Annotated in this window: 18 protein-coding genes; 8 read left to right on the plus strand and 10 right to left on the minus strand. The window is 42.5% G+C overall.

What is annotated here, in order from left to right; genetic code table 11:
* The first annotated feature begins 478 nt into the window (after positions 1 to 478).
* Both NZ848_RS20305 and cysS read left to right on the plus strand, forming a co-directional pair.
* A complete protein-coding gene (locus tag NZ848_RS20305) occupies positions 479 to 1,477 on the plus strand; it encodes a CobW family GTP-binding protein (protein WP_259017043.1) in 999 nt (332 codons plus the stop codon).
* 124 nt (positions 1,478 to 1,601) lie between these two features.
* Positions 1,602 to 3,179, plus strand: coding sequence for a cysteine--tRNA ligase (cysS, locus tag NZ848_RS20310; protein WP_259017044.1), 1,578 nt, complete (start codon positions 1,602 to 1,604; stop codon positions 3,177 to 3,179).
* 176 nt (positions 3,180 to 3,355) lie between these two features.
* Here the strand turns inward: cysS and pruA are convergent, their stop codons facing one another.
* The 4 genes from pruA to NZ848_RS20330 all read right to left on the minus strand — a co-directional run bounded on the left by pruA (position 3,356) and on the right by NZ848_RS20330 (position 9,192).
* A complete protein-coding gene (pruA, locus tag NZ848_RS20315; RefSeq protein WP_259017045.1) occupies positions 3,356 to 4,987 on the minus strand; it encodes an L-glutamate gamma-semialdehyde dehydrogenase in 1,632 nt (543 codons plus the stop codon).
* Positions 4,988 to 5,180: 193 nt separating this feature from the next.
* Positions 5,181 to 6,482 carry a TolC family protein gene (locus NZ848_RS20320; RefSeq protein WP_259017046.1) on the minus strand — a complete coding sequence of 434 codons (1,302 nt, stop codon included), beginning with the start codon at positions 6,480 to 6,482 and terminating at the stop codon, positions 5,181 to 5,183.
* 37 nt (positions 6,483 to 6,519) lie between these two features.
* A complete protein-coding gene (locus tag NZ848_RS20325; protein WP_259017047.1) occupies positions 6,520 to 8,124 on the minus strand; it encodes a DHA2 family efflux MFS transporter permease subunit in 1,605 nt (534 codons plus the stop codon).
* Positions 8,125 to 8,148: 24 nt separating this feature from the next.
* The gene (locus tag NZ848_RS20330; RefSeq protein WP_253531995.1) at positions 8,149 to 9,192 is read right to left on the minus strand and encodes an HlyD family secretion protein; all 1,044 of its coding nucleotides are present in this window, start codon (positions 9,190 to 9,192) and stop codon (positions 8,149 to 8,151) included.
* Positions 9,193 to 9,399: 207 nt separating this feature from the next.
* Here NZ848_RS20330 and NZ848_RS20335 point away from each other — a divergent pair, with 207 nt between their 5' ends.
* Positions 9,400 to 9,960 carry a MarR family winged helix-turn-helix transcriptional regulator gene (locus NZ848_RS20335; RefSeq protein WP_253531993.1) on the plus strand — a complete coding sequence of 187 codons (561 nt, stop codon included), beginning with the start codon at positions 9,400 to 9,402 and terminating at the stop codon, positions 9,958 to 9,960.
* Positions 9,961 to 10,220: 260 nt separating this feature from the next.
* Positions 10,221 to 11,018, plus strand: a complete 798-nt coding sequence (locus NZ848_RS20340) for an alpha/beta hydrolase (RefSeq protein WP_259017048.1) — start codon at positions 10,221 to 10,223, stop codon at positions 11,016 to 11,018.
* 3 nt (positions 11,019 to 11,021) lie between these two features.
* Here the strand turns inward: NZ848_RS20340 and mraY are convergent, their stop codons facing one another.
* The gene (mraY, locus tag NZ848_RS20345) at positions 11,022 to 12,242 is read right to left on the minus strand and encodes a phospho-N-acetylmuramoyl-pentapeptide-transferase (RefSeq protein ID WP_253531983.1); all 1,221 of its coding nucleotides are present in this window, start codon (positions 12,240 to 12,242) and stop codon (positions 11,022 to 11,024) included.
* A gap of 532 nt (positions 12,243 to 12,774) precedes the next feature.
* Here mraY and NZ848_RS20350 point away from each other — a divergent pair.
* From NZ848_RS20350 to nadD, 3 genes are all read left to right on the plus strand, one after another.
* Positions 12,775 to 13,485: a GntR family transcriptional regulator gene (locus tag NZ848_RS20350; protein ID WP_253531981.1), complete on the plus strand. Its 711-nt coding sequence runs from the start codon at positions 12,775 to 12,777 to the stop codon at positions 13,483 to 13,485.
* A gap of 93 nt (positions 13,486 to 13,578) precedes the next feature.
* Positions 13,579 to 14,724 (plus strand): Gfo/Idh/MocA family protein, encoded by a 1,146-nt coding sequence (locus tag NZ848_RS20355; protein WP_253531979.1) that lies wholly within the window; start codon positions 13,579 to 13,581, stop codon positions 14,722 to 14,724.
* A 96-nt stretch (positions 14,725 to 14,820) separates the two neighbouring features.
* The gene (gene nadD, locus NZ848_RS20360; RefSeq protein ID WP_259017049.1) at positions 14,821 to 15,393 is read left to right on the plus strand and encodes a nicotinate (nicotinamide) nucleotide adenylyltransferase; all 573 of its coding nucleotides are present in this window, start codon (positions 14,821 to 14,823) and stop codon (positions 15,391 to 15,393) included.
* A 1-nt stretch (position 15,394) separates the two neighbouring features.
* Here the strand turns inward: nadD and NZ848_RS20365 are convergent, their stop codons facing one another.
* The 5 genes from NZ848_RS20365 to NZ848_RS20385 form a co-directional block, all read right to left on the minus strand.
* The gene (locus NZ848_RS20365; RefSeq protein ID WP_259017050.1) at positions 15,395 to 16,297 is read right to left on the minus strand and encodes an SDR family oxidoreductase; all 903 of its coding nucleotides are present in this window, start codon (positions 16,295 to 16,297) and stop codon (positions 15,395 to 15,397) included.
* Between the two features lie 102 nt (positions 16,298 to 16,399).
* Entirely contained in the window at positions 16,400 to 17,101 is a 702-nt protein-coding gene (locus NZ848_RS20370; protein WP_259017051.1) for a peptidylprolyl isomerase, read from the minus strand.
* A gap of 51 nt (positions 17,102 to 17,152) precedes the next feature.
* On the minus strand, positions 17,153 to 17,539 hold the full coding sequence (locus tag NZ848_RS20375) for a VOC family protein (RefSeq protein ID WP_101724981.1): 387 nt from the start codon (positions 17,537 to 17,539) through the stop codon (positions 17,153 to 17,155).
* 12 nt (positions 17,540 to 17,551) lie between these two features.
* Positions 17,552 to 18,097 (minus strand): isopentenyl-diphosphate Delta-isomerase, encoded by a 546-nt coding sequence (gene idi, locus NZ848_RS20380; RefSeq protein ID WP_259017052.1) that lies wholly within the window; start codon positions 18,095 to 18,097, stop codon positions 17,552 to 17,554.
* A gap of 59 nt (positions 18,098 to 18,156) precedes the next feature.
* Positions 18,157 to 19,377 carry a peroxiredoxin family protein gene (locus tag NZ848_RS20385; RefSeq protein ID WP_259017053.1) on the minus strand — a complete coding sequence of 407 codons (1,221 nt, stop codon included), beginning with the start codon at positions 19,375 to 19,377 and terminating at the stop codon, positions 18,157 to 18,159.
* A 406-nt stretch (positions 19,378 to 19,783) separates the two neighbouring features.
* Here NZ848_RS20385 and hemA point away from each other — a divergent pair, with 406 nt between their 5' ends.
* On the plus strand, positions 19,784 to 21,040 hold the full coding sequence (hemA, locus tag NZ848_RS20390) for a glutamyl-tRNA reductase (protein ID WP_253531966.1): 1,257 nt from the start codon (positions 19,784 to 19,786) through the stop codon (positions 21,038 to 21,040).
* Positions 21,041 to 21,085 lie beyond the last annotated feature (45 nt).

Consider the following 21,085-nt stretch of genomic DNA (forward strand, 5'->3'; position numbering starts at 1 on the left):
TCTGACTTTATTTTTACAACTCCAAATTAATTTTACTCTTTTTTTTACCCATCCCCCAATTCCCTGATTCCCACCTTTTTACTATGCTCATGCTATGTAACGCTCAGTGTTTCTTCCATTTTTGGGACTGCAAAGGTACGCCTCTTTTTACCCTTTGTCAAGGCCTTTCCCCAAAGTTTTTTAGCCCCTATTCCTTACTCCCCTTATCCTCAGCTATTTATAAATTACCCCATCCCTAAAGTTTATATTAGTTCTTGGTTTTGTGCAATAATATAAGGCAATAAACGCCGGATTCAGCATATTCGCTCCGAATTATACAATTATTCATTCTTATTACCAGCCACGGCGCCAGTATTTAGAGGCTGCAAAAACTTAATAAACCGATTCTTTGTTATGACCCATACACTTCTACTATATATAATAGGTATGCTCTGATACTATATATATATAAGTAGAAAACCACTGACACTTATATTATATGAAAATCCCTGTCAATCTCATTACCGGCTTCTTAGGCGTGGGTAAAACCACTGCCATCAAACATCTGCTGGCGAGCAAGCCCACAAACGAGCGTTGGGCTATTATTATTAATGAATTCGGTGCTGTTTCTATAGACCACGCCGCTATTGATGAAAAAGATGGGCTCACCATCCGGGAGGTGGCAGGGGGGTGCATCTGTTGCACGGCCAATGTGCCGATGCAGTTTACACTCACCACGGTTTTGCGACAACAAAAGCCAGACCGTATTCTGATAGAACCCACCGGGATGGGGCATCCGGAAAACATACTGGATTTGCTGCGTAACAAATTCATGAAAGATATACTGGAAGTAAAAGCAACTATCTGTCTGGTTGACCCAAGGCGTTGGGCGCAGACAGACTTCAATGCACACGAAACTTTTCAGGATCAGATAAATCTGGCTGATGTACTAGTTGCCAGCAAAACTGACCTGGCCGGTGAAGCATTAACGCAGCAGTTTACTGAATGGGCAAAGGCGTTGTACCCTCCAAAATTATTGGTAGAGGCGGTAAGCAATGGCGAGTTAGATTATCGCTGGTTAAATATTGATGCTTTCGCAGAGAGAAAGGCACAGTTTGCACCACACACGCATGAACATACCCATACCCACCAACACGAAGAAGAATTACAGGTACCTGCTGTTGGTAATCCGGTAAAAAAAGAAAGTCATGGCCTGGGGCTGTATGGCTGCGGCTGGATTTTCTCTCCGGATGAACTTTTCAATCTGCCCAAGTTGCGTCAGTTTTTCAGTACCCTGACGGGAATAGAACGAGCCAAGGGTGTTTTCAGAATCGGGAAAGACTGGGTTTTGATTAATGCCGCCGACGGGCAATTTACTGTACAATACATTGCTTACCGACGCGACAGCCGAATTGAGCTGATTGCACCTCAAAAACCAGACTGGGCTGGCTTGGAACAAAAACTGATGGCCTGTTTGCTTGAAGTACCCGTGGCCTGAAGCCTTATACTATATACATTATATATATAAAGAAATTAAACTTAAATTTGCATTATCTATTTTAGATAGGCAATACCTCAAGGAACGTTATACGATAGATTAATCTGATTATTGAAGAACCTATATGCAGAACCTAAAAATTTACAATACGCTTTCACGCCAAAAAGAAGAGTTTAAACCGATTAATGCCCCCTATGTGGGTATGTATGTTTGCGGGCCTACTGTATATAATTATGTACACCTGGGCAACGTGCGTACATTTCTTACTTTTGATGTGCTTTACCGGTACCTGACCGAGATTGGCTATAAGGTTCGCTATGTAAGAAATATTACCGATGTGGGCCACCTGGTGGGTGATGGCGACGAAGGAGAAGATAAAATTGGCAAAATGGCCAAACTGGAAAAACTGGAGCCGATGGAAATTGTGCAACGGTATACCAACGATTTCCACAAAGTGCTTGAGCAATTCAATTTTCTGCCGCCTAGTATTGAGCCTACTGCCACCGGCCACCTGGTAGAACAGATTGAAGCCGTAAAAATTTTGATTGATAAAGGCCTGGCTTATGAGTCGAACGGCTCTGTTTATTTTGATATCAGTAAATATAATGCAGCAGGTAACGACTACGGTAAGCTATCAGGAAGAATTCTGGAAGATTTGCTGAACGAAACCCGCGAGTTGGACGGACAAGCAGAAAAGCGAAACCCGCTTGATTTTGCCGTCTGGAAAAACGCAAGCCCCGAGCATATTATGCAATGGAAGTCGCCCTGGGGAATGGGTTTCCCGGGCTGGCACTTAGAGTGTACCTGTATGAGCACCAAGTATCTGGGCAAACAATTTGATATTCATGGCGGTGGTATGGATTTGAAGTTTCCGCATCATGAGTGTGAAATTGCTCAGGGCGTAGGCATTACCGGTACAGAGCCTGTTCGTTACTGGATGCACTCAAATATGTTGACAGTAAACGGACAGAAGATGTCGAAATCGTTGGGAAACTCATTTTTACCTGCTGAGCTTTTTGCAGGCAGCCACCCGCTGCTTGACCAGGCCTATAGCCCCATGACGGTTCGGTTCTTCATGTTACAATCTCAATACCGCAGTACTCTGGATTTCTCGAACGATGCTCTGCGTGCGGCTCAGAAAGGTTATAGAAGATTGATTAACGGTTTACGAATTGTGAAGACCCTTACAATTGGTATTAACGATAAACCGGCAGACACGGTTCTGAGTGAGTTGATAAATGATGCGCAATCTGCGGTAGTTGACAAGCCGGCAACGGCAACCCCGGCAGTAGAGATAGCAGTCGACCAAAAGAAAAAAGAAGACATTGAGAAGACCGTTCAGGCTTTTTATGAGGCCATGAATGATGACCTGAACACCGCAGTGGCCATTGCACAGCTTTTTAATTTGCTGAAATATGTAAACATGATATACATGAATCAGCTGAACCCGAGAGCCCTTGGCGAAAATACCTTCAACTTATTGAAAGAAAAGTTTGTGGTATTTTTGGAGCAGATTTTAGGTCTTAAGGAAGAACCTATAGCACAGGGCGATGGTATTCTGAGCGGTATGTTGTCGTTATATAAAGAATACAAATCAAGCCAGAGATACGACAAAGTTGATGAAATAAGAGCTTACTTTAAATCAAACGGCATGACAATTAAAGACATGAAGCACCGCATTGACTGGGCATGGGAGGAGTAAAGCACGGTGTCGACTTCAGTCGGCACATATCTGTTAGCAATGTTCTCTATTTAAATAGCGCTCGACTTTAGTCGGTTTTTCGAATTAGAAAGCAACAAAAAAGGTAGCATTTTAACGTGCTACCTTTTTTGTTGACATCGAGGCATTGGCCACTCCTCAAGCACAATTACTTTTACTTACTCTTCTCCTAAAAACGGATATTTATAATCAGTCGGCGAAACAAAGGTTTCTTTAATGGTACGTGGTTGTACCCAACGGAACAAATTCAGGATAGACCCGGCTTTATCGTTAGTGCCTGAAGCACGGGCTCCACCAAATGGTTGCTGACCTACTACTGCTCCGGTTGGTTTATCATTAATATAGAAGTTTCCGGCTGCATCTACCAGCTTTTTAGTGGCCAGATCAATGGCATAACGGTCTTTGGCAAAGATAGCCCCGGTTAACGCATAAGGCGAAGTGGAGTTAACCAGTTCCAGGGTTTGCTCAAAATCAGCGGCTTCATAAACATAGATTGTGAGCACCGGGCCGAAAATCTCTTCACACATGGTTACATACAGTGGGTCTGATGTTAATAAAACAGTTGGCTCAATAAAATACCCTTTAGATTTATCGTAGTTTCCCCCTGCAATTATGGTTATTTTGTCGCTCTTTTTAGCATTATCAATATAAGTAGCAATTTTGTCAAAAGCTCTCTCATCAATAACCGCATTTACAAAATTAGTGAAGTCTTCGGTGCCGCCTATTTTTATCTCTTTCAAATCTTCCACTATGTATCCTTTCACTTCTTCCCAGATATTTGAAGGAATATAAGCACGCGAAGCCGCCGAACATTTTTGTCCCTGATATTCAAACGCCCCACGAACCAAACCCGTTGCCAAGGCTTTGGCATCGGCCGACTCATGTGCCATCACAAAATCTTTACCTCCGGTTTCACCCACAATACGCGGATACGATTTATACAAATGGATGTTCTCGCCAATGGTTTTCCAGATGGTTTGGAAGACCCTCGTACTACCTGTAAAGTGAATACCGGCAAAATCTGGATGTTTGAAAATCACATCACCGGCCACTGGGCCATCTACATAAATAAGGTTGATTACGCCATCAGGCAGGCCCGCCTCACGGAAAACCTCCATAATTACCTGTGCTGAGTATATCTGGGTATAGGCAGGCTTCCATACTGTAACATTACCCATCATGGCAACGCAAGAAGGCAAATTACCTGCTATGGCCGTGAAATTGAATGGTGTTAAAGCAAATACAAAACCTTCTAACGGACGATACTCCAGTCTGTTCCACATTCCTTTTGATGACTCCGGCTGCTGAGTATAGACCTGCTCCATAAAGGCTACGTTGAACCGCAGAAAGTCTATGAGCTCGCACGCTGAGTCAATTTCTGCCTGATAGGCATTTTTAGATTGCCCCAACATGGTAGCCGCATTGATTCTGGCCCGGTATGGCCCGGCCAGTAAATCGGCAGCTTTCAGAAAAATGCTGGCTCTTTGCTCCCACGAGAGTGCTGCCCACGCCGTACGCGCCGCCAAAGCGGCATCAATAGCGCGTTGCACATGAGATGCGTCACCCTCGCTGGCATACCCTAATATATGTTGGTGGTCGTGCGGAGGCGAAAGTTTAATCTTGTTAACGGTATAAACCAGCTCACTGCCAATATACATAGGCACGTTTATCTGTTTCGAACGGGCATCGGCAATGGCTTTTTTTAATGCAATTTTTTCAGGAGAACTTTTAGCATAACCCAGAACCGGTTCGTTTACCGGAGCAGGTACTTTAAAGACAGTGTTATTCATGATTGATGAAGGGGGATTTTTTGCCAAAATTAGAGGAAAATTCAGATTTGTCTGAATAAATTTCCGGTCTATTTTGCTGTACCTGAATGTATAACAGATTTAGGCGGGTTTGAGTTTAGATGTGCACCAAAAAACAAAGCCCATCTGTACACCGGAGTATTCAGATGGGCTTGTAACTATTTGCGTTTCACCTCTACAACTTCACCCCCGACAATCTGCTGATTTCCAGTTTTGCCAGTAATATCTGATAATCATATTGCAACAGGCTGAATTTTGCTTCCTGTACAGCCGTTTCAGACGTCTGAATTTCCAGTGGAGTACTCACCCCATTTACCAGACGTGCTTTGGCCAGTTTCAAACCGTACTCTGCCTGATACACATTTCTTTCGGCTAAAATACGTTTTTGGGTGGCTACTTTTATATCATTAAAAGCATTTTCAATGTCACGGTTTATCTGCGTTTTCTGTGCCTCGGTGCTTTGTTTGGCAGCATCCAGATTAATGCGGGCAATTTGTGTGTTATACGCACCGCGCTTTCCGGTATAAATCGGGATATTGAGCTTTACACCCAGTAAGGTATTGAATCGCCATGCGTCAATGTTGGGTTGATACCCATTTCTGATACCCACAGCTCCGTTGGCCGCCAGTTGTGGCAGGTTTGTCATTGACGATATCTTCACGTCTTGTGCCAGTGCGTTTTCGCGGGCCAGTGCCGTTTTTATGTCCTGATTATTGGTAACGGCCTCGCTGATAGCCCCCTGAGCATCGGCAATCGGATAGTTGTATTGCAGCTCAGCATTGGCCGGAACCTGCTTTCTGGCATCAGAGCCTATCAGCGCGCTTAAGAAAATATATTGTTTTTCTAGTTGCCCCTGCAAATCTACTACCCGTATCTCGGCATTTTTATAGCGTACCTGTACTTGTACCAAATCATAGTCCAGGGCATCGCCACTTTTCAGGCGGTCGCTGATAATTTTACCGTTTTCTTCTACCAGCTTAACCTGGTCTTGCTGCACAACAATGGCCTTTTGGATATAAATAATACTATAATACAACTGCGCAACCTGATAAGCCAGAGTTTGTTTAAGGCTCTCAATGCTCTCGCGCTGTTGCTGCATATCCAGCAGGGTTTTCTGTACACCCGCCTTAAAACGGCCCCAGTCATAAATAACATAAGAGGCATTTACGGCCGTATTGTAGTTGTTATGAGGCTGAAACTGCAATTTACCGTCGAAACCCTGAATCGGTATAACGGCTTCGGCTACGGGGTCAAGTCTTGTGTAGCCCACCTCTCCGCTAATCTGGGGTTTCAGCCCGCTTTCCTGCACTTTAATTCGGTAGTCGCCGGTATTCAGTAATTGCACCTGTTCTTTTACTCTTGGCGAATACTCAATGGCCTGCTTCACTAAAGAAGCCAGCGCCTCATTCGGGTTCTGTGCAAGGGCTACCTGACTGAGAAGCAATAAGAGAGTTATGGTTATTTTCGGAAATTTCATTGTTAAAAACTTAAATATTTTTGAATGATACCTGTCATTAATGAGACTCTGCGGCAGCCTTGGCGGCCTCTGCTGCTTCGGCAGCACTTTTCTTTTTAGTGCGCAGCAATACAACAAGGGGCAATACACATATAAAGAATAATGATATGATTCGGAAGGTGTCCAGATATGCCAGATAATACGCCTGCCTGTCTAGCAGCAACTCCAATTGCCTGTATGCCTGTGTGGTGGCATGTATTGCATCGCCCGACTTCGACAGGAATGTCATCTTGAGACCATTGAGCCGTTCCATAAATAATGGGTTACTCGGTACGTAGTTGGATACCAGATCTGACCGGTGCTGTGCATACTGTATAGCCACATAGTTGTTGGCCAAGGCAATACCGAAAGCCCCACCCAACTGGCGTATCATATTGGTTAGAGAGATACCCGCCCCAAACTCATTGGGCTTTAAACCTGCCACCGAGGCATTGATAAGGGGTAGCTGCAAAAGTACGGTTCCTAGTCCGCGCATCAGCTGCATGGGGTAGAAATCCCAGCGGCTCATATCGGTAGTTGCGGTACCACTATAAAAACCAAAGAAGGCAAATATGAGAATACCGGCAACGACAAATGGTATTGGTGATGCGCCAGCCGACATCCGCCGACCAAGAATAGGGAACAACGGCAGGATGGTTAAAGTCGGGAACAAAAGTGAAAGGCCCGTTTCATAAGGTGTAAAACCATTGATACGCTGCACCAGAACCGGATATACGAACACAGAAGTAAACAAGCCAAAGCCTGAAACCATTACAAAAATGCTTGAAAACGCAAAGTTACGGTTTCCGAAAACCCTGAGATTAACCACAGGGTGGTCTGTATTGAGCTCCCGGCCTATGAAACCCACAATGCCTAATACTGCCACCAGGCTCACAATCATTATTTCTTTTGATTGAAACCAGTCTTTCGATTCTCCCTTTTCAAGCACATACTGCAGGGCTCCAATACCAATCATCAATAATAATATACCCGGGTAATCAATCTTTATCTGGTCTTTTTTAGTACCCTCACCAGCTTTTTTAGGTATATAAAGAATGGTCAGAATAGTAGCAATAATACAGATGGGTACATTAATAAAGAAGATGTCGCCCCATGTATAATTATCTACGATGTATCCACCCAGAGTGGGGCCGAGTGTAGGGCCTAATACAATACCCATACCAAAAAGCCCTGAGGCTGTTCCGCGTTCTTTACCCGGGAAGGCGTCAAACAAAATAGCCTGAGACGTTGACAGCAAGGCTCCGCCGCCTATACCCTGTATGAACCTCCAGAACACCAGTTCCCAAAGACTACCCGAATTACCACAGAGGTAAGACGATATACCAAACACAACCATTGATACGAGGTAGTAATTCTTTCGCCCGAAATACTCTCCCAAAAAGCCTGTCATGGGTATAATAATTACGTTGGCTATGGCATAAGAGGTAATAACCCAGGCAATATCTTCAATGGTAGCCCCTAACGAGCCAGCCATCTGATTCAGTGCTACGTTTACAATCGTTGTGTCTAGCAGCTCCATTATGGCTGCCGTCACTGTTGTGAGAACGATAATAAACCTGGAAGCACCTACAGCTTTATTTTCTATTTCTACTGTATTTTCCATGTAATTTTTTTGTGGGTGTATGCCTTACTTCAGTTTCACTTCCACTTCAAGGCTCATGCCTGCGCGTAGTTTGTCGCGGTATTTTTCTACATGGTCAATGGCAATTTTTACTGGTATTCGCTGGGTAACTTTCACAAAGTTTCCACTGGCGTTATCTGGTGGCAGCAATGCATATTTGGCTCCGGTGGCATCAGAGAAATCAATAATTTTGCCTGTCAGCTCCAAATCAGGGAAGGCATCCAGCTTAATAACCGCCTGCTGGCCTATTGCCAATCTGCTTATTTGCGTTTCTTTAAAGTTAGCCACAACCCAGTATAATGAGTCCTGCACAATGGTGGCCAAAGTTTGTCCGGGTTGTATGTATTGCCCAGGCTCAACGCTTTTCCGGCCTATTTTACCATTTTCGGTAGCATAGATTTTAGAGTAAGTCAGTTTTAGTCTTTGCTGGTCAATTTTAGCTTTTTGTACAGCCAGCGCTGCTTCTGCTTTGTGTAGGTTACTGCCTAGTATATCCAGGCGCGATTTAGTAGCGGCAATGTCTTGTTTTTGACCATCATACTGGGCATTAAGCACATCCAGACCCGACTGGCTGTCTTCTGCCTGGCGGCGGGTAATGGCATTGTCAGCCAGTAGCTTAGCATCTCTCTCTGAGTCTCTTCTAGCTTTATCTTTTCGCAAAGCGGTAGCCTTCAGGTTAGTTTCAGCCGCGCTGATTGTCATTTTTGTGTTTTTTATGTTGGCTTTTGCGTTTTCAACATCTGTTAATAATTGCTGATAAACGGCTTCCATTTCGGCCAGGGCCAGTTGTTGTTCCTGGTCGTCTATATCTACCAGTAGCTGGCCTTTCTTTACCTGTTCAAAGTCTTTCATGTTTACGGTATTCACGTAACCCCCTACACGTGGTACCACCGGTACCGAATAAGTTTCTATCTGGGCATTATCTGTTGACTCGTGCCCCTGCCCATACTTGTAGCTTTGGTAAGCATAGATGCCGGCGGCAAGCACAACGATAAGTAAAATGATACGTGGAATGTAATTTTTAATGCTTTTTTTTTGCGGAGTAGCCATCTTAATCCGATTGTTTTGTTTTTGCGTTTGTTCTTAGAATTAGTCAACTAAATTGACGATGCAAATGTAAACCAAGTTTACTAAATTAGTCAAGCATATTGACTAATTTATTTTTTCTATATAATTTTGTATCAGTACACAAGAAATCATGAAATTTAGTGTTTTCATTATGCATCAATATGAGTGCTTTGAATCTGAACAACAACAATGAACGAAGAAATTTTCAAGGAAATAGTTGCTTTTAAATCTAAAAAGGAACGATTAATGGGACGGCTTTTAAGCAAGACCTACAGGTATTTGAGCGATCTGGCAGGAGAATATGTGCAGAGTATCGGCTATACCAATTTCAGAATAGGCCACATTGTAGCTTTGGTACACATAGATTTAGAGGGGACCAACATCAATAATCTTTCTCAGCGCGCCTGCGTAACCAAACAGGCCATGAGCAAACTGATAAAGGAATTACAAAATGAAGGATATGTAAACGTGGTAAAAGACCAGGCAGACGCCCGTGCGCTGATAGTAAGACATTCTGAAAAGGGGCTGCAGGCATTGCTTGACTGGAAAAGGTGCATGGAACATGTGAACGATAAATTTGCAGAAATAATAGGAGCCGAAAAACTTGAGCAGCTAATGGATATTCTGTTTGAGCTGGTAAGCCACTATGAAGGCACGCAATACGGAAAAGTAAACGACCTTAAGCATATTATTACACATGGGCATTTGCTTAAAATGAAAAACATTGCCTTTAGTGGTTCGCCGGCGTAGGTTAAGGCCTGTTATTTAAACTTATTACATAGCCAAAGTGTCTCGCCATACCCGGCCTTATTGTTTTTGGGCTATTTTGTGTAAATACTTTATGCACTTCTGCTTTATTGTATATCAGAATATTCCATCGTAAATGGTTAATATCAGCCGCCTGATTGATATTTTTACAGACAGATTTGATTTAATCTTTGACAAACAATTCTGAATAGAATAGTTTTGTATGATGAAACTTAACTCTGCAAAAAAAAACAGATAGATACGTGTTGAAGAGAATCCTGACCATTGCCCTGATTGTATACGTTGCCGTTTTCGGATTAGCCGTATTGTTTCAGCGTTTTATTATACTACACCCAGAAAAACTGGACAAAGATTATGCTTTTGAGTTTAAAAATGCCCAGGAGTTTTATTTTGCTACTGAGCCTAAAATTAAGCTGAATGCCCTGATGTTTACAACGGCGGCTAACCCGCGTAAAGGTGTGGTTATGTATTTGCACGGCAACTCGCGCAATATAAAAGCCTGGGGTAAATATGCCGAAGACTTTACCTCAAGGGGATATGATGTAATTATGTACGACTACCGGGGGTTTGGAAAAAGTAATGGCCGCCTGGATGAAAAAAATCTGTTGAGCGATGCACAGACCGTGCTTAAAGATATTCAGCGGAGATACCCACCCAGAGACATTATTATTTACGGGCGCTCGCTGGGCACCGGAGTAGCCACCAGACTGGCTATGGATAATGATGTAAAAATGCTGATTCTGGAAACACCCTATACCAGCCTACCTGCTATTGCGTGGAGCCGCCTGCCAATTTATCCGTATAGCAAAGTCAGTGAATTTATTTTACCTGCTGAAGAGTGGATAACGAAAGTAAAAGCCCCGTTGTATCTATTTCATGGTACCGACGACCAGGTAATTCCGTACAGCCATAGCCTGAAACTGGCTGAGATATTAAAGAAAAACCCCGATGACATACTCACTACCTTACCGGGAGGACGCCATCGGGGTTTAAATAATTTCAAGGAATATCAGACCAAACTAGATGAGATTCTGAAATAATGCCTAGCGGAGTTTGAGCGTTACCAGACACGCCACCGCCAGCACAATGCCTACTATCAGAAAACGGGTTACAATCTTTGACTCATGGTAACCTTTTTTCTGAAAATGATGGTGTAATGGCGACATCAGGAAAAGCCGGTTTTTCTGAGCAAATTCAAGCCCTCGCCTTCTTTTCTGATATTTGAAATAACTTACCTGCAAAATCACCGAAATATTCTCTACCAGAAAAATACCGCACATAACCGGTATCAATAGTTCTTTACGCAAAGCCAACGCCAGCACCGCAATAACACTGCCCAGCATAAGGCTACCGGTATCACCCATAAACACCTGTGCCGGATACGCATTATACCACATAAAGCCTATACAGGCCCCCACAAAGGCAGAGCAGAAAATCACTACCTCGCCAGAGTTCGGGATCATCATGATGTTAAGATATTGTGAAAACACCTTATTGCCTGATAAATAAGCAAAAATGGCTAATGTTAAACCTATTATGGCCGATGTACCAGCAGCCAGGCCGTCAATACCATCAGTAATGTTAGCCCCGTTTGATACCGCCGTAATGATAAAAATCACTATTAATACATACGGAATCCAGGCCATGCTTTCTGGTAAAAAACTACCTAGAATCTGATAATCTACCTCATTATTTTTGGTAAAAGGCACCGTGGTTGTCAGTGAGTGTACATCTACATACTTTTGCACTTCTCCTACTGCCGTGCTTATTTTTGCTTTTTCATAGACTCTGATTTTTACATTATCGTTGAAGTACAAAGTAAGACCAACAATCAGCCCCAGGCCAACTTGCCCTACTATTTTAAAACGGCCTTTCAGCCCCTCTTTATCTTTCTTAAAAACCTTTATGTAGTCGTCGGCAAAGCCTATGCCGCATGTCCAGATGGTAGCAATAATCAGCAATACAATGTAGACGTTATCCAGGCGTGCAAATAATAATACCGGAATCATGAGCGATGCCAGAATAATGAAGCCACCCATGGTAGGTGTTCCTTTTTTCTGCATTTGGCCTTCAAGACCCAGGTCTCTGATGGTTTCACCAATCTGAAGTTTACGGAGATAGTTAATGAGCCGTATACCAAAAATTGCCGCAATTAAAAGCGATAAAACAATAGAGCCCATGGCACGAAAAGTAATGTACTGAAACACCCCCGCACCCGGGAAATTGAAGGTCTTGTCAAGGTAAGCAAATAAGTAGTAAAGCATAGGACATTGGTTTTTAGGAAAGTGTAGCAAAGATAGTTTTTTTTGAAGTTTTCAGAAAAAAAACGGTTTTTTTTTGATTAAATACACTAAAAGTTAACAATCAACAACGAACGGAATATTGTGGCCCATGCCTGTATACGGGTACGCGTAATGCGCCGGATGTGATTCCTGGTTATTCTGATACTTTTTTGACAAAACATGACTATATATTATCATAGATTAAAAAAAACAGGGTAAATATTTGATTATACAACGTTTTTTAACTTTTTTTGTATGGTATATTTAGCGTTTGACAACAGAATTTATTGATATAAATTTCCGTAACTTCTTTATTGAAGTTCAAAGATTTTGAATCCTCCGCCAGTCGGAGTATTCATCATAGGTTAAAGTATTTTCGTCTTGGAAAGGCATTCGGGAATCCTGAATGCCTTTTTTGATAAATAAGAGACTGCATAAAATAAAAGTATTAGCCAAATGCGTATTATTTTTGCGTTCTTTACAGCCAATACTCTTTAGCACAGAGGTAATATTTATGAAGATACCGCTTTATCGGCAAATCCAGGCTCATTTAAAAGAGGCTATTACTTCAGGGCAACACTCAGAGGGTAGTTTGCTCCCATCTGAAAACGAACTGTGCGTTGAGTTTAATGCCACCCGCATGACCGTCCGGCAGGCACTAAACGAACTAGTGAAAGAAGGATACATTACACGCCAGCACGGCAAGGGCAGCATTGTAACCGCCAACCGGAAATCGCTGGGGTTGCTTTCTTTGAAAGGCTGGACAGACGTAGTAACTGCCAGCGACCGCCACGGCACCACCAGCATATTAGATGGGCCAGTAATACATACCATTACCGAGCCTATTTTTAAACACTTACTTCAACAGGAAATTCATACAGAATTTGTATTTTTGAAGCGCTTGCGTTTTATGGACGAAGTGCCCATAATGCTTGAGCAAACGTATTTTCCGAATGTTAACCTGGAAGGTATGACAGACCAACCACTGATTGATGGTTCGTTGTTCCGCACGTTATTTATGCGGTATCATATTGATGTTACCAGTATGCAGCAGGAAGTACGGGCAATTGTTGCCACCAAAGATATTGCCAGCCTGCTTAAAACCAGGGTGAAGTCGCCGGTTTTGCAGATTTTACGTAAATACGGCACATCAAAAGAAGGATTTTACATATATAGTCTGATATACTGTAATACAGAAAAATACGCCATTAGTAGTTTTAATTAAGATACCGCACAGCGGTTGCCCCCACCCCTGAAGGGGGCCTTATTCTTTAACCAAAATTAATTCCTCATCAGGGGACAGAGGTTTTATTTCACTATGAAAAAAATTAAAGTTGCCGTTGTCGGAACGGGTTTTATCGGGCCCGCTCACATTGAAGCCCTACGCCGTTTACCCAATGTAGAAGTGGCCGCACTTTGCGAAGCTAACATTGACCTGGCTACTGAAAAAGCTGCCAGCCTTGGAATTGAAAGAGCCTATATCTTTGAAGACTTGCTGAAACAGGAAGACATTGAGTGTATTCACATCTGTACGCCTAATTTCCTGCATTATTCTCAGTCAAAAGCAGCTTTACTGGCTGGCAAACACGTAGTTTGCGAAAAACCTCTGGCTACCAAAATTGAAGAAGCCGAAGAGCTGGTAAAAATAGCAGCCGAATCAGGTCTTGTTAATGCCGTTCATTTCAACCTGAGATATTATCCGTTGGTTCGTCAGATGAAAACCATGCGCGAAAAAGGCGACCTGGGTGAAATCTACTCTATTCTGGGTTCGTATCTGCAAGACTGGCTTTTCTACCAGACAGACTACAACTGGCGTTTGGAGCCGGACAAATCTGGCGATTCAAGAGCTATTGCCGACATCGGTTCACACTTACTTGATGTAACAGAATACATTACAGGCCTGAAAATCACCGAGGTAATGGCTGATTTCTCAACTGTACACAAAACACGTCTGAAACCATTAAAAGCTATTGAAACTTACTCTGGCAAAATGTTGCAGGCTTCTGATTACCAGGAAGTACCTATCAATACCGAAGACCACGCCAACGTATTGCTGAGATTTGATAACGGCAATAAAGGAAGCGTAACCGTTAGCCAGGTTTCGGCGGGTCGTAAAAACCGTTTGAACCTTGAGATTTCGGGTTCAAAAGCTAATTTTGAATGGTGCTCTGAAAAACCAAACGAAATGTGGATTGGCAAACGTGATGGCGCCAACCAGGTTTTAATGAAAGACCCATCGTTGTTTTATCGTGAAGCCACAAGCCTAATCAGTTTCCCGGGTGGGCACAACGAGGGTTTCCCGGATACATCAAAACAATTGTTTAAAGAAGTTTATGCTGCCGTAGCAGAAGGCAAACAACCGGAGAACCCGACGTTCCCTACATTTGCTGATGGCTTGCGTGAATTGCTTATTTGTGAGAGAATTATTGAAAGCCACCGCAAACAAGCGTGGGTTAAAATATAATTATGGCTCTTACCAGCCAGGAGGGCGGTCATTCTTTTATAGAGTGGCCGCCTTTTTTATATATTTGTGCTTGATTTTCACACTAAAAGAAGCAACATGAAGATCGGTTTGTTTTTTGGTTCGTTTAATCCTATTCATATAGGACATCTGATTATTGCCAATACAATGGCCTATACTACCGACCTTGAACAAGTTTGGTTTGTGGTGTCGCCTCAGAACCCCTTCAAGAAAAACAAAGGCCTGTTGCATGAATTTGACAGGCTGACCATGGTAGAAAAGGCGATTTCGGATAATTATAAGCTAAAAGCAACAGACATTGAGTTTTCAATGCCTAAACCCAGCTACACCATAGATACACTAGCCAAATTGACGGAACGGCATCCAAACCATGAATTCAAGCTGATTATGGGCGAAGACAATCTGGTACAGTTTGAAAACTGGAAAAACTACGATAAGATACTGGAGTATTATGCACTGTATGTGTACCCCAGGCCCAATACGCCTGAGCATAAGTTCAGGAACCACCCGAAGGTTAAGTTTATAGAAGCGCCTTTGCTTGATATATCAGCCACATTTATACGCAACAGCATTAAGGCTGGCAAGCCCATACGCTATATGGTAAGCGATATTGTAGAAGAGTATATACGCTGGAAAAAATTCTATCTGTAAATCAGGCTCCTATCTGTTTGGCCAATATCTCTATGCCCTCGGTAAAGCTAACAGGGTTGTATCCCAGCACTTCGTTCGATTTCGTTAAATCAAAACCTGTTCTTGGCGGGCGTTTGGCAGGTTGCGTAAAGGTGGTGGAGTCTGCCTTGGAAATTAATGATTTATCAAGGTTAAAGTAATCGGCCGTCATGATGGCCATTTCGTATGGAGTCAGGAAGTCTTTTCCTGAAATATTATAAATGCCTTCTGCTTCTTTTTCTGAAATCAGCAAACATCCTTTGGCTAAATCTTCAGCCAGTGTAGGGGTTCTCCACTGGTCGGTTACTACTTTTATGTTTTTCCCGTCTTCAAGCGATTTCTTCACCCACAGAATAATATTGGTACGGCTCATATCATGAGCAATGCCATATACCAGCACAGTGCGGGCAATTGCCCAGCGAATATTGCTGTTTATTACTATTTTCTCTGCTGCATATTTGCTCCAGCCATAGAAGCTGATAGGGTTAGCCTCGGCGTCTTCTTTGTAAGGGCCGTTTTTACCATCAAAAATGAAGTCGGTTGATACATGCAACAAAAAACAACGGTTTCTTTCGGCTGCTTCAACCAGATACTCTACTGCGTTTACGTTCTGTTTCCAGCAATCGTCTTTGGCTGTCTCGCACATGTCTACATTGGTCATGGCCGCCGTATTAATAATTACTTCAGGTTTAATGCGGTCTATAACCTCTTGCACCTGGGTTTTATCAGTAATATCCATGGGTGTGTAGGTATAGCCTTTAGTAAACGGCAGCCGGTTTTCACCTCTTGCTGTTGCATATACGTCATGATTAGTTGTGTTAACCAGAAGCTCAACCAGCTTTTGCCCCAACAAACCATTTGAACCTGTCAGTAAAATTTTCTTCATATCTTGTGTATTTCTTCTACGCTTTATTGATGGCTATTTTTTGTTCGTGGAAATCAACGGATTATCAATCCGTTGTACGTTTTGACGGATTACCAATCCGTCCTACTCATACTTATACCCATACCGCTTCATGATTTTTTTCTTCTTCATCTTCTTCACTGTCATGCTCATTTTCACGTCTTTTAGCGGTCGGTCGGCTTTATCACGTGGTTGGGCGGCAATGGTGTCTATCACATTCAGGTTGTCAATTACCTCACCAAAAACGGTATAATTATTATCAAGGCGGGGGGTACCACCCATGCCCAGGTAATCGACTCTTTGCTGGTTGGTGTAATTCATTTTGTTGCGCCCGGCCACTGTGGTCAGCTCATCGTCTGTCAGCTTTTTGCCTTGTACAATATAAAACTGGCAGGCACTTGATTTCTTCTCTGGGTTATTATCACGGGCAGCAGCCAAAGCCCCTTTTCTGTGCACATGGTTAGGCTTAAACTCAAATGGTATACGTTCCATGTCTCCACCACCATTGCCCAACATGTCGCCGGGTTTAGCTTTTCGCGAATTAGGGTCACCACCCTGAATCATGAAACCATCTATAACACGATGAAACAAAAGGCTGTCGTAAAACTTTTTCTTAGCCAGTCTGATAAAATTTTCTTTATGCAGCGGCGTATCATCAAACAAAACCATGTGCATGGTTCCGTAGGTGGTTTTCAGGGTAACAAGATAGTCTTTCTTTGATTTTTTTTGAGCAAAAGTCAGTGAAGAAACAAGCAAAAAACTAACAACAAACAGACCTTTTTTCATGCTTTGATTAATAATATGAGAGGCACAAAAATACAATAATTATTGATAGCGCTAAACATTTTTTGGTGGCTCCCAAAGTTCTATTTTGTTACCTTCGGGGTCTAGTATCCAGCCAAACTTACCGTATTCGGTATCATCAGGCCCGCCAAGAATGGTTACACCTTCATCTTTCAGCGCCACCAGCAGTTCATCCAGATTTTCTACCTGGTAGTTAATCATAAAGTCTTTTTTGCTTGGCTCAAAATAGGTGGTATCCTTCTTAAAAGGGTTCCAGGCAGTTGAGGTCAGGTCGTCCGGATTATCCTTTCTACGCCATTCAAAAATACCTCCCCAAGCCTCGGAGTCAATACCCAGATGCTCTTTGTACCAACCCCTTAAAGCTGTGCTGTCTTCCGATTTAAAGAATACACCACCAAGGCCTATTACCCTTTTTTCCATTACAATAATGTTTTATGATAAAATATAATTGTTTGACACAAACTCATTGAAGGCCTCGCTTTTCAGAATCTTCCTGAACCAAACTGTGTAATAATGTGGGTTTCTTTGTGCCTCTTCAGTAATTTCTGCTACCGAAACCCACTTGTAAGCAATCACCTCGGTGGGGTTTACTTCAAATGTTTCATTATATATACCCATAAAAACGTGGTCTATTTCGTTTTCTGTCAAGCCGTTGTCAAAATGAGCTATGTAATGAAACTTGTATAGAAAGTCGAGAGAGGTAGTGAAACCCATCTCTTCTCCTAATCTTCGTTCGGCGGCAGATTTTATTTCCTCATCTACATTAGGGTGCCCGCAACAGGTGTTTGTCCATAAACCACCAGAATGGTACTTGTCTAATGCGCGTTGATGAATAAGTAATTCGTTGTTATCATTGAATACCAGAACTGAAAAAGCCCTGTGTAGCAAACCCTGCTGATGCACCCACAATTTCTGCCCGCTTCCGGTTGCTTCATCAGCATCGTTTACCAAAATAATTTCTGTTGTATCTATGCTCATGCTTTCGTGTTTAGTTTTTACACTAAACGCTATATTAATCAAATTGTTTAGGCCGCTGTTCAGGATTTCTCTGCCAGAAGCTTATCTATCAGACGGTTAAAATCACTCACAAACGCATCGTAGTACTTACCTGTACCGGGGCCCGAAAACCCGGTGTGAATTTTACGTACCTGCCCTTTTTTATCAATAACAATAGTGGTCGGGAAACCAATAACCCTGTTCAGCATAGGTAGTGTTTTTGATGCTTCATCTTTATTGTTGGTTCCTGCCAGCAACACCTGGTAATCAATACCGAAACGCTCTTTCATGCGCTTGATTTTCGGAAAGGCAAACGTTGTATCGGTGCTTTTTTCATACGCCAGCCCTATTATCTCAACGCCCCTGTCTTTATTCTTCTTGTACCACGGTGCCAGAAAGCGGCTTTCGTCCATACAGTTGGGGCACCACGAACCCATAATCTGTATTACCAATACCTTGCCTTTATAGGCTTCATCGCTCAGCGATATCGGCTTGTTGTCAGTATTCTGAAATTTGAAATCTACTGTCTTATAGCCTTCTTTCAGATACGTTAATTTTGTTACGTCTGGTAATGTTGCGCTACTGTCTTTGGTGGCTGTCCATGACTCATAGCCACTAACACCAGACCAGAAACCTCCCGTCAGGTTATCGCCATCAATTTTTGCCTTAAACAAAAACGCGTGCGTACCATCAAAGCAAGACAACTTCAGGCTGTCGCCCACAATATCGCCGGCCAGATATCGATAATCTCCGGTGGTAGTCAGAAAACTACCCTGTACCTGTGACCCTTTGGTTTGAAACACACCAACCGATTGGGTTGAGTCTTTTTTATCGGCAGATAGAAATAAAACACTGTATTTGTCTGCCAATACGGCTTGGGGTGCATCGCTGGTCTCGGAAAAGCGATAGTTTTTACCATATTCAGCCGAGAATTTGCCAGACACAAATGTAAAATCCGAACGCATTTTTTTCCAGTATCCGGTCATTTTATCACCTTCCACTTTTGCTACTATCTCAGAGTCAAAAATCTCCATGGGTATATGCAACGAATCGTCTTTCAGAAACGATTGGTCCATTTTCAGTTTTTCATCGCCATTAATTACCAAAACATTGTAGGCTTCGCCTTCTTTTCGGATATCCAACCCAAAAGGCAGGTCACCGCCTGCAGTGAGTATAACAGCACGCCATGTACCGGTTTTAACTTCAGCTGTTTTCTGACATGACGCTAACGCAACAAGTGCTAGCAGGAGTACTTTTTTCATATTTTCTTCGGATGTTAAGACAAAGATAAAAATTTGGATTAATTAGTCAAGTATGCTCATTGGCGGCTTTTGCTATATTTTAACATATCCACATAACTTTTGAAGAAGCTTTTTCGTTTGATTTCGCGTATATATAATTTTAGCTGAAAAAGCCTGATTAAAAGCGCGCGCATTAAATGAAAACCAAACTGATGATAATTATGAATTGTTTACCCGGGTTTTATGTTATTAATTACTGACAGTTTTTTACGCTTTCTGCTATTGTATTTTTCTTAGTTGAAAACTTTACACGCGCCACCAGGAGTTTAGAATCTTTCTAAATTACGAAAGCTGACAAAAATCATAACATTCCATAACAATCAAATTGTTTAATGACTGTAAATTTGCAGTGTATTTATAGAATGACATGTACGGACACTTTAAAGCGATAACCATTTCTCATAAAAATGCCTCTCTTAACATAAGAGAGCAAATTGCACTTAATGAAGAGGAATGTAAGAATCTGATGCTTAAAATTCGTGAAACATTTGATGTTTCCGAAACACTTGTGCTTTCTACCTGCAACCGTACCGAGATATATTACTACGCCGAAAACAATATTAGCGAAGATATTATACGCCTGCTGGCAAGCTTAAAAGTACTGAATTCGAATGAAATTCTGCCTTATTTTAATTTTGTCAATAACCATCATGAGGCAGTTAATTATTTGTTTGAAGTGGCGTTAGGATTACAATCTCAGGTGGTGGGCGACCTGCAGATACCGAATCAGGTGAAACATGCCTACCAATGGTCGGCTGATGCAAATATGGCCGGGCCGTTTTTACACCGCCTGTTGCATACTATTTTCTTTACCAACAAAAGAGTGGTACAGGAAACCGCCTTCAGAGACGGTGCCGCATCTACCTCTTATGCAACGGTTGAGGTACTGGAGAGCTTCCTGCCTTTATTATCGAATCCGAAAATTCTGGTTGTAGGCTTAGGTGAGATAGGCGAAGATGTTTGCAGAACCCTTGCTGATAAAAATTACCAGAACATTACTATAACCAACCGCACTGCAGCTAAAGCTGAGGCGCTGGCGCAGGAGCTGGGCTTTAAAGTTTCTGACTTTAGCACAGTTCAGGAACAAATAATGGAGGCCGACATTGTGATTTCGTCGGTGCGTGTAGAAGAGCCTTTGATTACCCCTGCTACACTTAAATATAAAACGCTTGCCGTTAAATATCTGATTGACTTATCGGTGCCGCGCAGTATTGCCCCTGAAGTAGAAGACCTGACAGGCATTGTATTGTATGACCTGGACGAGATTCAACGCCGTGCGAACGAAGCATTACAACGCCGTTTAGATGCCATACCGCAGGTAAAAGGTATTATTGAAGATGCCCTGGGCGAGTTCAACAACTGGTCGCAGGAAATGATTGTTTCGCCAACTATTCAGAAACTGAAAGGCGCTCTGGAACAAATCAGAAAAGAAGAGATGGCGCGTTTTGTTAAAGAATTGTCGGCAGAGGAAGCAGAGAAAATGGATAAAATTACAGCCAGCATGATGCAGAAAGTAATTAAACTACCTGTATTGCAACTGAAAGCTGCCTGTAAACGCGGAGAAGCCGAAACACTGATTGATGTATTGAACGACCTGTTTAATCTTGAAAAACAGGTTATCTGATAATCCTTGTATACTCTATAATGAAGAAGCCGACTTTGCAGTCGG

The organism is Emticicia fluvialis (genome assembly GCF_024793945.1).
GTDB classification, from domain to species: Bacteria; Bacteroidota; Bacteroidia; order Cytophagales; family Spirosomataceae; genus Emticicia; species Emticicia fluvialis.